We start from the raw sequence: 14670 nt of genomic DNA, 5'->3' as shown, positions 1-14670 counted from the left end.
GTTCAGGTTGGACAGACTTACGTTGCCCCGCTGTCGCGGGAAGCAATGCTCAATGATCGAGAATTGTTCGGGGGTAATTTCCATGCGCGAAGTATCACACATGGAGAGACTTGAAGCTAATTAGCGTTAACAGGCCCTAGTGCGCCTGCCGATAAGGGCCATTACCGAGAGCAAACATGATTCTGACACGAGCCCCAACCTAGAGCGGCGAACGCTCATCCGGGCGTTCAGACGACCCGGTGCGAGACAGCTCTTCCAGGCTGCCAGCCCCGCAAACTTGACGCGGTGCTGCCGCTTGCCGTAACAAGGACGTCCAACAACAATCGCCCGCCTCCGCCGCGCGCGCACAAAATGGACGCCCACATGCCTGCTCAAGAACACGCCCGCCACCCCGTCAGCCACCGCGACTTCGGTCGTGTCTCCGTCTATTTTGGCGAGCGCAGCGGCTAGTACCCGGACGGCAATCAGGTCCTGATTCGCGGTAGCGAGGTCCGTACGGCGCTGGATACGCCGCTGGTTTCCAATCACATCGGCCCGGCGTTCGACGACAGTGAGATGGTGGTGCTCGGGCACATACATGAAGACCATATCGCCGGCCTGCACCGCCTGCCGAATGCGCCCGTCTACGCCCATGTTCTCGACTTGCCGACCGTGCAGAGCTGGGACGGCATGCTCGCTGCCTACGGAGACATGGACCCGAGCCAGGCAGCCGCGATGCGCGCCAACTTTGAGCGCAAGTTCCATTACACCCCACGCCCCGACGCCATTGGCTATGAGGACGGCGGGCTCTGGGATCTGGGCAGCAACCGTATCACCGCCTTCCACCTGCCCGGCCACACCGCAGGCCATTGCGCTCTGCTGATCGAGCCCGAAGAGGTGCTGTTTATCGGTGATATCGACCTGACCGGATTCGGTCCCTACTACGGTGACGCCTGCTCCAACCTTGCGGATTTTCGTCGCAGCCTGGACGCCGTTGCGCGCATTCCCGCCAAGGTCTGGGTCACCTCGCACCATCGCGGCATCTACACCGACCGCGAACAGTTCCTGCACGATCTGGCTATTTATACTGCCAAATTGACCGAGCGCGAGAGCAAGCTGCTGACCATGCTGCGGAGCGGTCCACGCACCTTGTCCCAACTGGTTGAACAACGTCTGCTCTACCCGCCCGGATACGACGCAGCCTGGGTTAAGGGCGCGGAGCGAAGGACCATCAGCCAGCACCTCGCCGAGCTGCTGGCCGATGGTCGGCTGGTTCAGCATGAGGATCGCTACCAACTGGCCTGAACAACTCCCGTGCCAGCGGCGTCTGTGCACAGGATGGCGCGATCCGCACTTGTTTGCCTGCGTCGGGCTCGCGACACTGGACGAACCCTTTCAGCAGCCCGGTTAATCTTCGCCATGGCACAGACTGCACCCACCGCGTCCAGCGAGCACCTCGACAAGATCGTCAAGGGCCTGCGTGCCTGTGTACCGGCCAACAGCCTGGAGGCGGCTCTGCAACGCAGCCATCTGACGCTGCAGCCCCATGCCCGGCGTGTGCCGCTGGCAGCCATTCGCCAGCTGGTGACAGAGCTGGCCGAGGAACAGCAGGATCCGTGGCTGCTGGTCCGCGCCTTCAGCTATCTGAACTATTCCGAAACCTTTCTGGCAACCACCTATCTGGGCAACGCCCGCACCCTGCGTGATGCCATCAATTTGAGTCAGCGCTACTTTCAGCAAAACACCGACCTGGCCAGTCTGGCGCTGGAGCAAAGCGGCGCACAGGCCCGAATCGTGGTAACGCCAACGCCGGAGGCAGAGGCCACCGAACAGCAGTTGCTGGCGACCCTGTATGCGCTGCTGCGCATCTGCCAGGGGCTGGGCTTGCAGCAGGCCGGCGCGGCCATGGCCGGTTTCTCTGACGCCGCGTGTGAAGCCTGCCGGCGTCTGCTGCGTGTCCCGGTGGAGATCCTCGCAGGTGCCAAACGTCTTGAACTCCGGTTTCCTGCGCTGGAACTGGCCCGTGCGCTGAATACTGCGCAACCCAATATTGCGCGCCTCGCACGCAGGGAGCGTCAGCTGATTCGCTCCCATTCCGGCCACAACTGGAGCGAGTCCGTGCAATTGCTACTGACAGCGCTGCTGCCCCGCGGTGAAACCCGCCTCTCACGCTGCGCCAGCCTGCTGGCGGTGGCACCTCGTACACTGCAGCGCAGGCTGACCGCCGAGCAGCGGCCGTTCAGTGCGCTGCTGGACAGCGTTCGCCAGCAGCTATGTCTGGAGTATCTGCACAGCGGTCATGCCGATGCCACCCTTGCACTGTTACTCGGCTATCGCCAGACCAGTCAGTTCTATCGACAGTTTCGCCTGTGGTTCGGCTGCTCACCGAGCCAGCTGCGCCCACACCTTACTCCTTAAACAACCAAAACAAGAGGACGCTCCCATGCGCTGCCGCACCCTGCTTCCCGCGCTGCTTCTGCCCCTGGCTCTGGCAGCCAACGCCACGGATAACGCACTCGACGAACGCCTGGTCAGCGGCGCCGAGACCATTGCGCCCAAAGCCATTGCCTGGCGCCATGACATTCACCAGCACCCTGAGCTGGGTAATCAGGAACACCGCACCGCTGCGCTAGTCGCCGAGCACCTGCGCAGACTCGGCATGGACGTACAGACCGGCGTTGGAACCACCGGTGTAGTCGGCCTGCTGAAGGGCGGCAAGCCGGGGCCGGTGGTCGCCTTACGCGCCGACATGGATGCCCTGCCAGTGCTTGAGGCAACAGGTCTGCCCTTCGCATCCAACGTCCGCCAGCCGTATCTGGGTGAGGAGCGCCCGGTCATGCACGCCTGTGGCCATGACGCCCATGTTGCCATCCTCATGGCGACCGCCGAGTTACTGGCCAGCGTAAAGGACGAGCTGCCGGGCAGCGTGAAATTCATCTTTCAGCCTGCCGAAGAAGGCCCCAGTGACTATGCCTACGATGGCGAGCGTCACTTCGGCGCCCGACTACTGGTGGAAGCGGGTGTGATGAAGAATCCGCAGGTAAATGCCGTCTTTGGCTTGCACGTCAGCTCTGCCATGCCTACCGGCCTGATCGGCTATCGCAGCGGCCCGGTGATGGCGAGCTCCGGCGACTTGCATATCCGCGTTCAGGGCAAGCAAACCCACGGAGCGCAACCCTGGGATGGTGTCGATCCAATCGTAACCAGCGCGCAGATCATCAACGGACTGCAAACCGTTGTCAGCCGGCAGACCAATATCATGCCCGCTCCTGCGGTCGTCACCATTGGCACCATTCATGGCGGCAGCCGGCACAACATCATCCCCGAAGAGGTTGTCATGACCGGCACCGTGCGAACCTTCGGCGATGACGTCCAGCAACAGGTCAACGAGCGTATCGAGCGCACGGCAAAGGGAATTGCACAAGCGGCTGGGGCCAGCGCCGAGGTAAAAATCATCGACAATTACCTGACCACCACCAACAACCCCGCACTGACTGAGCGCATGTTGCCGACCCTGCGCCGTGCAGCACAGGGCCGGGTGGTGGTATCGCCGATGGTCACCGGCTCGGAAGACTTCTCGTTCTATGCCAACCAAGCACCGGGCCTGTTTGTCTTTTTGGGTGTAACGCCAATGGAGCAGATGGGCAAGGCCGCGCCGAATCATTCCCCCGGGTTCATGGTTGACGACGCCGCGCTGGTGACCGGCATACGAACGCTGAGCATGCTGGCGACCGACTATCTGCAACAGACACAGAACGAAAACTGATCAGTGACTGCCCGGCGCCGGGTTGTCCGGGCCGGGCAGCAAGAGCTGCTGCAACCGCTCTTACCTGGCCCGCAAATACCGGCCGAAGCCCTGGGCCTTGCCCAGTTCGGCTACCGGCTCGCCCTCTTCCACTGCAACCTTTCCGTTGATCAGCACGTTGCGCACGATGCCCGCGTTGCGGTTGACCATGCGCTCCAGCCCAAAGCCCTCCATCTCTGCCCACGTCTCGATATCCAGTGGCTGACCCAGCTGCGACGGATCCAGCACCACCAGATCCGCACGGTCACCCACTCGCAGCGTGCCGGCATCGATCCCCATCCATTGGGCCTGCTCGCCGGTCAGGCGATGGACAGCTCGCTCCAGGCTCATGGCCGGGTTTCCCTCGTCGATTGACTGCTTGATCAGCTGCAGAAAGCGCAGCGGCAAGTTGTAAAACGACATATTGCGAATGTGTGCACCCGCATCCGAGAAGGTGATCAGCGTATCGGGGTTGCTGACCATGGTCCGCAGCCGGTCAACCCGGTGGTTGCCGCTGATGGTGAACCAGCGCAGCTTGCGGCCGTATTCGACCATCAGATCGAGGAACAGGTCGACCACGTGCATCCCCTTCTCATCGGCAATGTCGGCGAAGTCTCGCCCCACGTAACGCTTTTCGGGGCAATCAAGAATAATGGCGTCGCCAAAGTCACGCTGCCAGACGCGCGGCGAGAACTTCTCCGAATAGAACATTCGAAATTTGCGCCGGTAGGCCTCGTCCTTGAACAGCGCGTTCTGCTCGACCTCGGTCTTCAGGTTACGCGCCATTTCGCCGGCACCAAACTCCTCGAACACCACATGGTCAATGCCATCGGCATAAATCGCAAAGGGTGTCGGCAACACCTGCCAGCGAAAATCGCCGCCCAGCAAATTGGTTACCCGCGCCGCCAGTTTGGCCATCGGCGCAACCGTCTTGTTGCCCTTGAGGTCAAGCATGGAAATCAGTGTGGTTTTCAGCGGCTTGCGCAGCACGCCCAGCGCCTCGCCCAGGTACTGAAAAATTTGCAGCGGGTTGGCAGCATTCGGCGCGCCCTGATGGACTCGACCACGGCGTCGCAGATGCGCATTCAACCGTTTTACCTCACTCCAGCGCGCGTAGGTGCTGGGCAGGCTCTTGGACCACTCGCGGTCGCCATCGATCTTGTCCCACTTAAGGCACATGCTCGAAAGGCCGAGAAAGCCCTCGTCCAGCGCTTCTTCCAGCAACGACTCCATCTGCAGCAACTCCGCCTCGGTGGGTCTGACGGCGCGATCGGTGGAGCGGTGCAACCCCATCACTGCCACCCGCAGATCGCTGTGGCCCAGAAAGCTGATAATGTTCGGCCCCAATGGCTGGCGCTCGATAAAGCCAACCCATTCGGAGGGGGTACGCCAGGTCTTGTTCTGCTGCAGTATCGGCAGCACCTTTTCTCGGGGAACGGTCTCAACCCGGGTGAAAATATCCGAAGCATCTTCGGCGTCGGAACAGACCATGCTCAGTGAGCAGCTCCCTATCAGGGCCGTGGTCACGCCGTGACGCACCGATTCCGACAGACCGGGCGCAACAATCAGCTCGGCATCGTAGTGGGTGTGGGTGTCAATAAAACCTGGCGTGACCCAGCAGCCGCCAGCGTCGATCACCCGAGCGCCGGCTTCATCCAGCGGCTGTTCGGATATGTCCGCGACCACGCCATCACGAATTGCCAGGTTGCACACACGCGACGGGGCACCTGTGCCATCGAATAGCCGGCCGTTATTGATTACCACATCAAACATGGCCACACCCTCTATTGTTGTTATTAAGAGTGTCAGACTAGGCAACAGCCCGGAGCAAAACTTGACATTTTGCGACACGCCGCCAAATCTGCAACTTGGCCAATAGCGCTCGCAGGAGACGCCATGACTATCCGGTATGTTGTACGCAGTGCGGCGATAAGCGGGTTTCGCGTCGAAGCCGGAGACGCTGCCGACCTGCTCCTGCGTAAGGCCGGTATCGATCCGGCACTGCTCGACAGCGAGGATCATCAGATCGAGATCGAACAGCTGCAGCGTCTGCTGGCCGAGGCAGCCGAGCATCTCCAGCGCCCGGATTTCGGCATGCGGGTTGCGCAGCACCAGGGCATTGAAATGCTGGGCCTGCTCGGCAAGGTCGTGAGCCATGCCACTACCCTGGAGGAAGCCTTCGGCATCGCGCAGCGTTACATGAGCCTGCACAGCAGCGCCGAACATTGGCAGCTGCAGAGCTTCGCCGGCCAGGTCCACATTATCCGCACCGAACACAGCGAGCCAAACTCGCATGCGCGGCAATATCACGAGATGGCTGTCGCGGCGTTTTTGCGCGTTGCACGCCTGCTTCTTGGTCAACCGCAACGCCCGTTACGCGTCACCTTTACGCACAGCCGGATCGGACCACTCAGGCAGTATCTGAACCATTTTGGCTGTGAGGTGCTGTTCGATCAGGAACACGACAGCCTGGTGTTCCCCGAAGCGATGTTCAGTGCTGTCTTCGACAGTACGCGATCCGACGACGGCAAAGAGAGTGAGCAGTACCTGGCCTATGCCCGGGAGCGGCTGCAGACCAGTCTGGAGCTGCAGATTCGCAACCTGATTACCGAGCAGCCGGGCCTGCAGCACATCAGCATCGACACCATTGCAGCACAGCTTGGGCTGCACCCGCGGAGCCTGCAACGCCGACTGCAAGAGGAGCATATCCGCTTTCGTGATCTGGTACAGGATGCACGCATCCGAATGGCCTGCTGGCACCTTCAGGCATCACGCTGTGACGTTACCAGCCTGTCAGACCGGCTTGGTTACAGTGACCTCTCCTCGTTCAGTCGCGCATTCAAGCGACGCATGGGCGTGTCACCGGCCAAATGGCGGCAGCAGTTCATGCAGACGACCGCCCTCTCCCCTCCTGAACTTAAGAGCTATTCACCCTACAAGCCCAGCTCGGAAGGCCCCGGATGCCCAACAGGCTGCGAACCAGCAGCCCAGTGCAAGCGGCCTGACCCAATCAAGAGCGACCGTTCTCAGCCAGGCCGCAGCAATAAACGCGCATGACACCACCGAGCTGGCAGTGCAGCTAGACGATCCCATAACGCAGGGCTGCCTATGCCGTGCGGGGGTGAAACACCAGTCCACAAAAAAGGCCATCACAGTGGATGGCCTTTTGGGTCAGACTGCCGCGTTGATCGGCTTGTCCGGATACCAAGCGTCCTGCAGCGGGCCAACTTCGCATACGGCCAGCTCATTGCGGCCCTTCAGCCAGTTCTCTACAGCCAGTCGCTGATCTTCAGAGACGGAACCACGTTCGGCCAGGCATACCAGGCCAAAGCCTTCGCCGCCGACGTAATCCAGATTATTTGCGTCCATTGCCTCAGTCAGGAACTCGTCCAGGAAGGCATCAATCGCCTCGATCTCAAGATCGCTCTTGAATTCGAGATTCAGTTCAAAGCCCAACTCCTGAAACTCGTCAACACACAGCTTCTTGCGCAGGCGACGGGACCGATTGGTAGCCATAAGTTTTCCTCTTGAATGATGTCAGCGCGGATTGTAGCAGGGTAGCCCCGCTCCCGCTGGCCTTCCGACCGGCTGCATTGCTAAACCCGTCGCGCAGCGCCCTGTTACCCGGACTGATACCAGTTGGCGTTCCTGAACGCGGATATGCTTTGCACTTTGTTTTGCCATTCAAGCCGAGATCGGCAAGTATCTTTCCCGGATTCGACGCCTTTGATGGAGAGATAATGAATCGTTTTATCTGGCTCTGGGACAACGCCGCAACGCTGGCCGGGATAGCTACGCTGCTGGCCCTGCTGACGGCATTGACCCTCTGGACTCGCCTGCTGCGACATCGAGCAAAGCCATTGGTGGTGACCGCCGCTCACTTTCGTCCCTCCTTGCTTCCAGGCGACTGGACGACGTTCCTGCGAATCAAGAACCGCAGCGATCGACCAATGGTCATCCAGCGTATCGACATCCAGGGACCGCAGATCCACTATCTGCGCTGCGTGGCGGGTGAACTGATCGAAGGCCGAAATGTGCAACCGGTGCTGGCGGCGTTCAGTCACGACAGCGCTACACTGGCTCCGGGCGGCACCTTCTCTACATCGAACCACGATCTTGACCATGACGCGGCCAACGAGCTATTCAGCAGCCAAAACCGGTTAGGCGTCATAACCGATCGCGGTGACTACTGCCTTGCCTTGCCGCACCTGAGAGTAAACAGACTTCACACGGGCGATCCCGACTTTGAACTCGCAACCGACAGTCGCTGGGTGCATGCATGGAACAGGCTTAGGGTCATGATCGCCGGTCTGGTTTCTAACCGGTCAATCCGGCGACACATACTGGGCATCAGAGACGAGCGCGCCGGCAGCTGATGCACAGCAGCTCTTGTGCCAAAGTTCAAAGCAGCTCAAGAAATGCATCCACAGACATCGGCTTGCCAAACAGGTAGCCCTGAAAGTGCCTGCAGCCATGCAGACGCAGAATATCCTGCTGCGCAGGGTGCTCAACGCCTTCGGCGATGACCTCAAGTTCAAGCCCTTCGGCCATCGACAATATGGCTCTGACAATGGCGATGTTGCCTTTGTCATCAGGGAGCCCTCGGACAAAAGACTGGTCTATCTTCAGTTGGTCGAGCGGCAGGCGCTGCAGATACGCCATGGATGAGTAACCGGTACCGAAGTCATCAATGGCAAACCGCACTCCCATCTCCCTCAGCAGCTGCATTCGAGAGACGGCTTTGTCTACATCGGTCAGCAACAGGGACTCGGTTATCTCAAGCTTGAGCTGCAGTGCACTGGCGCCTGTCTGCTGCAGAATTTCCCTGACCTGACAGACAAAATCGTCCCGATACAAAAACCGCGCGCTAATGTTGATGGCTAACGTCAACGCTGCGGTCTGCGGTTGCTGAGCCCATCGCGCCAGCAGCTCACAACCCTGACGCAGGATTGCCAGATCCAGCGGCTCTATCAGCCCAGAGCGCTCGGCAATGTCGATAAATACGCCCGGCGCAAGCAGGCCCCGCGCAGGATGCTGCCATCTGACCAGCGCCTCGGCCCCTTCAACATTACCGCTGGCATCGGCCTGGGGCTGCAGATAGAGGACAAACTCTTCCAGCGCAAGCCCTCGCCGAATGTCCTCCTCAAGCTCGAGCCGCATGCTCACGACCGCCTGCATCTGCGGGTCATAGAAGCTCAGCATGTCCTTGCCTGCTGCCTTGGCGCTGTACATCGACAGATCGGCGTACTGCATCAGTTCGTCAGCGGTGTGTTGCTCATCGTTGAACAGCACAATGCCGAGGCTCGCACTGCTGCTGAAAACCTGATCTTTGATCAGGTAGGGTTCACGCAGGGTTTGCAGCAGCTTCCTACCGATGTGTTCAACCTGGGTGGCCGCTTCGGTCGCATTGACTTCAAGGCCCTCGAGCAAAACCACGAACTCGTCTCCGCCGAAGCGCGCTACCGTATCGCGCTCACGCAGGGCGTGCCGGAGCCGCTCTGCAACCTGACACAGCATCCCATCTCCAATCTGGTGACCGTAGAGATCATTGACGTTCTTGAAGTCGTCCAGATCCAGGAAAATCAACGCAGCGTAGTGCTGCTCGCGGTGGCATACCACAAGCGCCTGCTCCAGGCGCTGACGCATCAGCCGACGATTGGGCAGATTGGTCAGCGGATCGTAAAAGGCGAGATGCTGAATCTTCTCTTCGGCATCCTTGCGCTCACTGATATCGGTCAGAGACGCAACATAGTTAGTCAGGCGTCCCTTGGCATCGTGTACAGCGCTGATCGTCAGCCATTCGGGAAATGCCTCGCCACTCTTGCGGCGGTTCCATATTTCGCCCTGCCAGCCACCAGACTCGTTAAGCGCCTTCCACATCTGCTGGTAAAACTCCGCCCCCTGATGGCCTGAGCCGAGGATTCGCGTCGGCTGGCCCAGAACCTCTGCTTCGCTGTAGCCGGTGATGGCCGAGAACGCGCGATTGGCCTTGATGATTCGTGTCTGCGCGTCGGTAACCAGCATCCCCTGCTGGGATTCGAACGCGATTGCAGCGATCCGCTGATCAAGCTCAAGGGCTACCCGGTCGCTGATGTCGCGTGCCAACAGCACCACTGCTCGCCGCCCACCAATCATAACTTCCAGACGCCGTGCTCTCGCTTCAAAGGTTCTGATCCCTGCCAGCGTCTGCATGCTGTACTCGATTGACAGCGATTGATCCGTATCCAGTGTCCGCGCGATAAACTCGAGAAAACGATCAGCCTGCTCCTTCGGCAATACGTCCTGCAAACGCCTGTTCAGCAACTTTGATTGCTCAGCAGCAAGCAGTTCGTGCTGCGGCGAGCTGACTTTAAGGTAGGTGCCCTGCTCGTCAAGCACCATAAATACATCCGGCACCGCGTCCGTCACTGCCTTCAGATAGGCCTCGCTCTGGCGCAGCGCATTGCGTGCCTGCCGCTGCTGCTCCACATCTTCCAACAGCAGACCAAGCAAAACAGCGGCCGGGATCAGCACTGCCAGTAGCGGTACCAGAGCATGCTCCAGAAACAGGGCATAATTGTCAGCTGGCAGCAGTGCAAGATTCAGTACCTCAAGCAGATGAATCAGCGTACTGAAAAGCACTAACGAAAAAACATTGAACGGTATCCGGTGGTGCCGATTCAAATATCGGAACAGCAATCCCATCACCACCGGCATGAGCACATTCAGCAATCCGGGGGCCAGGCCAACACCGCCAAGCGAGAGCCTGAACAACCCGCCCATGGCCCCTGCAATCCCCGCGACCAGCGGCCCGCCAAAAAACGCAGCCATGCTGAGCACCACCGTACGCCCATCGAAGATCAGCCCATCAGCCAGCTCAAGCGGAATCATCATGCCAACAATGCACACAGCGCCAAAGAGGACTCCCGAGCACACCTTGCCAGGCAGCTCGTAGCCATCCAGGTAGCGCATGATCATTGCGTGAAGCCAGCAGAGCGCAATCAGCAGCGTCAGATTCTCGACCAGATCCAGAAACATCAAGTACCTCGAAAGCCGCTGACCATAGCGGCGCCTGCAGGCGCGCGCAGTCTCGAATTGATATTGAGCGGCAAGGCAAACCTCCCGCAAAACCATAGGCGCAACTGGGACGTCCAGCCACCTAATCATGTCACATTGATGTCACTCAAAAAACACGAGCGCCAAACCGGGGCTGCCCCCCCCCTCGCTCGGCGGATGCCGCTATTTTTCGAGAATAAGCTCTACTCGGCGGTTGGCAGCCCTGCCGGTGGCGGTATCATTCCCCTGCAGTGGTTGCGTATCGGCATACCCCACGGCGACCAGGCGCTGACTGGCAATACCATTAGCCTCAAGGTAACGCACCACACTGCCGGCACGCGCCCCAGATAACTCCCAGTTCGACGGATAGCGCAGGCTGCGGATTGGCAGACTGTCCGTGTGCCCGGCAATGGTAATGCGGTGCTCACCCTGACGCAGAACCGGCAACAACTTGCGCAGCACCAGCAGACCGTCAAGACTCAGCTCCGCCTCTGCCGGTGCAAAGATGATCTCGCTGCTGATGCGAAAACTCACACTCTGGTCGTTATAGATAACCTCGATGTCATCTCCCAGCGCTGAGGTATCCAGCCCGGAAAGCGGATCAGACGTCGGTGCCGGCGCAACCGGCTCCGTAATCGGCGGAGAAACGATCTGCACAGGAGCTGCTGTCTCGCTGAGCGTGTCGACCTGGACGCCGCCCGATGAGTTATCACGTACCGAGCCGGCAAACGTCAGCATGACCACCAGCATCACCAGCAGCAGCGTCAATACATCCAGATAGACAGTAAGCCAACCCTCCTCTTCCGGAGGCTCGAAGGCTTCATGAATAACCGGCTGTCGCCGAGCCCTATGCGCAGCAACAGCACCTTCTCGCCGTGCCCGCTGCAGTTCAAGTTCGGTCAGATGCAGCTGCTTTTCAAGCAGGACGCTGCGTGCGCGATCATCGCCATCGCCCGGCAGCTCAGTCATCACGAGCCTCGCCGTGCAACGCCGGCTTGCCCTTGCTGCCGTCATTGATCTCGTCCCGGTAATGGGCCATAAACGACTTGAGCATTTCGCGCATAACCGCCGGACTGCATTTTCGGTTCATCATCGAGATGCCCTGCATGATGGTATTCATCAGCGCCACGCGATCCTCGGTGCGCCGCTCCAGTTTGACCGCAACCGGCTTGAACAGCAGGTTCGCCAGCAGCACTCCGTAAAAGGTCGTGATCAGGGCGACCGCCATCTGCTGGCCAATACTGGTAACGTCACCGTCGCCCAGCAGGAACATCAAATTGACCAGACCGACCAGGGTCCCGACCATGCCAAAGGCCGGCGCGTAGCTGGCCATGACACGAAACAGCTGCGCCTCGGCGTGCTCACGCGCACGCAGACGCGCTATGCGCCACTGCAGAAGATCCATCACATCCTCTTCCGGCGTCATATCCACTACCAGTTGCACGCCGGTCTTGAGAAACGGATTGGCAACCTGCTCAAGGGCCCGCTCAACCGCCTTAAGGTCACCAGACATCCAGATACGATAGATTCTGATCAGCTCTTCGATATCCTGCCGCGCATACAGCCGCTCATTACGCATCACCGTTGCCAGCAGGCCGAAGATGCGCAGCACCTCGCGCATGGGGTAGCTGATAAAGGTCGCCGCCAGCGTGCCAAACAGCACAATCCCCAATCCGGGCAGATTGAGAAACAGCCCCGGCGCCTCCGTTGAAAACACCAGAACAGTGGCAAGCAACAGCACACCGGCAATCATGCCGATCAGCGTGGACGGATTCATGCAGGCTCCATCAGAATGTAATTGGGTGTTACACAGTACGAATTGCTCGATGTTCCACGCAATCAGGGCCGGTACCGGACTAAGGTAAACGGAAAAACCGAAGCGAATTTGGTTGAAAAGTGTGCCTGAGCCTCGGAGATGGTGGTAGCCCATAAGACACGCCATCCATAACTCCTCGCCAGTCAAACGATACCTTCAAGGACATGGAGCTAGCCAGGCGAGTACATATGCCAGCGTATCAGTCTGGAGCTCATCTGACACCAGTCCTGTACATAAGCGAGGAATCGGCACCTTGCAAAGCAGCCGATGCTTGCTCAATACATACTTCGAAAAAACGGTTAACCGTCGATGACGCTGATTTTCTTCCAAGTGGGCAAGCTAAACTGGGACTCCTCACCCCAGCACTCCCCTTGCTACGTCAGGCAAAAAGAAAGGGCGCAATGCGCCCTCCCGAATAGTCACTTATGCGGTGACCGGATTTTTCACCTCTCTGTCCACCATGTCCTTGCCCAGGCGGGTCCAGGTCAGCAGGAAGCATAGAGCGCTGGCAGCGTAGAGGCAGGCCATTATGACCATGGAGGTTTGCAGACTTTGCGCATAGACCTGCCCGCATACGTCCTGCAGGTTCTGGTTCAGTTGACCAACCACTGCGGGATGACACTGGTTCCGTGCCAGTTCGCCAGCCGCCACACCAAGATCGGCGATACCGGACTTGAAGAAGATGTCCGAGATTGCGCCAATGAACAGCGGGCCGAAGCCGTAGCCAATCAGGTTGACCAGCAGCAGCATCACCGCCGTGGCCATAGCGCGCACTCGCATGCTTACCACGCCCTGGCCGATGGTGTACTGGGCGGCCAGGTAGCCATACTTGACGAAGCCACCAATGATCAAACCGATTGCCGCGTAGAACAGGTTGTCCGTGGTGAAGGCGAAGATATAAAAGGGAACCGACAGCAGCAGGCCCGCCGCCGGCACCCAAGCGATGGCACCCGGGTGCTTCTTGTAAATTCTGGTCGCCAGCCACCCGGTAGCAAAGGTACCAATGGCGGCTGACAGGGCAACCGGTGTGTTGATCCAGATCGCAGCCTGACCGGCAGTGATCTCGTAGGTCCGGACCAGAAAGATCGACTGGAACGAGGAGATACCATAGCCGCAGAACGCAGCGATGGTAGCGCCAGCGGTCATCAGCCAGAAGGCAGGCTTGCCCATCAGCTCATGGATCGCTTCACCCAGGCTGGCCCGCTCTTTTTTCACCGCGACCGGCGGATCGGTATAGCCTCGCGGCGGCTCCTTGACCGTGAGTTTGAAAACCAAGGCGACCAGCAGGCCAGGCAAGCCGACGACGAAAAAGGCGGTGCGCCAGTCGAACACATCGGTCACCCAGCCACCAACCAGGTTGGCAACCATGGTGCCGAGCGTTACGCCCATGGCGTAGAAACCCAATGCCTGTGAGCGCTCTCGAGGGATGAAGTAGTCCGCGATCAGCGAGTTGGCCGGCGGTGTGCAGCCCGCCTCGCCAATACCCACACCAACGCGGCACATCAGCAGAATCCAGAACGCGCCGATGGTCACCGAGCCAATGGTGACTTCCGTCGCCAGGCCGCAAAGCGCGGTCATCAGCGACCACAGGGCCACACAGACCGTCATGATCCAGACACGGTTTGCGACATCGGCAAAGCGTGCCAGCGGGATGCCAACAGCGGTATAGAGCAGGGCGAAACCAAACCCGGTGAGAAGCCCGAACTGGGTGTCTGTAATCCCCAGGTCCGGCACCAGGTCAGGGCCGACGACGGCCAGCAGGGCGCGGTCAACGAAATTCAGGATGTAGATAAATGTCAGCGCAAAGAGCACATAATTGCGATAAGCCTTGGAGCCGTAGCCGGCCAGTTGGCCTTGGGCTGCGCCCTCTGCGGCAGTGGTGGGTCTCGTGGACATAAGCCTTCCAGGTATATTGTTATTGGTCGATGCGGACTGTAATCCCACACTGGTATTACCTACTGCAAGCACGGTCTGGCCTGAAGAACAGCATAAACCCCTGCCCCGCAACCGGACGAGCCGACCCACTATATCGGCATAGCGGGATACAGTGGCGGAC

The 14670-nt window shown here is 59.5% G+C and carries 11 protein-coding genes; 5 read left to right on the top strand and 6 right to left on the bottom strand.

Annotated elements, in window-relative coordinates; all coding sequences use genetic code 11:
- Positions 1–561 precede the first annotated feature (561 nt).
- From AC13EY_RS07460 to AC13EY_RS07450, 3 genes are all read left to right on the top strand, one after another.
- Positions 562–1284 (top strand): MBL fold metallo-hydrolase, encoded by a 723-nt coding sequence (locus AC13EY_RS07460; RefSeq protein WP_323133547.1) that lies wholly within the window; start codon positions 562–564, stop codon positions 1282–1284.
- A 114-nt stretch (positions 1285–1398) separates the two neighbouring features.
- Positions 1399–2397, top strand: coding sequence for a helix-turn-helix domain-containing protein (locus AC13EY_RS07455; protein ID WP_228245027.1), 999 nt, complete (start codon positions 1399–1401; stop codon positions 2395–2397).
- 25 nt (positions 2398–2422) lie between these two features.
- Positions 2423–3745 carry an amidohydrolase gene (locus AC13EY_RS07450; protein ID WP_228245028.1) on the top strand — a complete coding sequence of 441 codons (1323 nt, stop codon included), beginning with the start codon at positions 2423–2425 and terminating at the stop codon, positions 3743–3745.
- A gap of 60 nt (positions 3746–3805) precedes the next feature.
- On the opposite strand, the gene AC13EY_RS07445 is transcribed toward AC13EY_RS07450, so the two are convergent.
- Positions 3806–5536, bottom strand: coding sequence for an N-acyl-D-amino-acid deacylase family protein (locus AC13EY_RS07445; RefSeq protein ID WP_228245029.1), 1731 nt, complete (start codon positions 5534–5536; stop codon positions 3806–3808).
- Between the two features lie 123 nt (positions 5537–5659).
- Here AC13EY_RS07445 and AC13EY_RS07440 point away from each other — a divergent pair, with 123 nt between their 5' ends.
- Complete coding sequence (locus AC13EY_RS07440) at positions 5660–6820, top strand: AraC family transcriptional regulator (protein WP_228245030.1); 1161 nt, start codon at positions 5660–5662, stop codon at positions 6818–6820.
- Between the two features lie 114 nt (positions 6821–6934).
- Here AC13EY_RS07440 and AC13EY_RS07435 read toward each other — a convergent pair whose 3' ends face one another.
- The gene (locus AC13EY_RS07435; RefSeq protein ID WP_228245031.1) at positions 6935–7279 is read right to left on the bottom strand and encodes a 50S ribosome-binding protein YggL; all 345 of its coding nucleotides are present in this window, start codon (positions 7277–7279) and stop codon (positions 6935–6937) included.
- A 224-nt stretch (positions 7280–7503) separates the two neighbouring features.
- Between AC13EY_RS07435 and AC13EY_RS07430 the strand changes: the two genes are divergently transcribed.
- Positions 7504–8139 carry a hypothetical protein gene (locus tag AC13EY_RS07430; protein WP_228245032.1) on the top strand — a complete coding sequence of 212 codons (636 nt, stop codon included), beginning with the start codon at positions 7504–7506 and terminating at the stop codon, positions 8137–8139.
- A 25-nt stretch (positions 8140–8164) separates the two neighbouring features.
- Here AC13EY_RS07430 and AC13EY_RS07425 read toward each other — a convergent pair whose 3' ends face one another.
- The 4 genes from AC13EY_RS07425 to AC13EY_RS07410 all read right to left on the bottom strand — a co-directional run bounded on the left by AC13EY_RS07425 (position 8165) and on the right by AC13EY_RS07410 (position 14510).
- On the bottom strand, positions 8165–10780 hold the full coding sequence (locus AC13EY_RS07425) for an EAL domain-containing protein (RefSeq protein ID WP_228245033.1): 2616 nt from the start codon (positions 10778–10780) through the stop codon (positions 8165–8167).
- Between the two features lie 201 nt (positions 10781–10981).
- Positions 10982–11767: an OmpA/MotB family protein gene (locus tag AC13EY_RS07420; protein WP_228245034.1), complete on the bottom strand. Its 786-nt coding sequence runs from the start codon at positions 11765–11767 to the stop codon at positions 10982–10984.
- Entirely contained in the window at positions 11760–12575 is an 816-nt protein-coding gene (locus AC13EY_RS07415) for a motility protein A (protein ID WP_228245035.1), read from the bottom strand. The genes AC13EY_RS07420 and AC13EY_RS07415 overlap by 8 nt, the downstream gene beginning before the upstream one ends.
- Positions 12576–13037: 462 nt before the next feature.
- The gene (locus AC13EY_RS07410; protein ID WP_228245036.1) at positions 13038–14510 is read right to left on the bottom strand and encodes a spinster family MFS transporter; all 1473 of its coding nucleotides are present in this window, start codon (positions 14508–14510) and stop codon (positions 13038–13040) included.
- Positions 14511–14670: the final 160 nt, after the last annotated feature.

Source organism: Halopseudomonas sp. L-58 (genome assembly GCF_056859475.1).
Note: the sequence above shows the minus strand (reverse complement) of the source record. Positions and strands in the feature narration are given on the sequence as shown.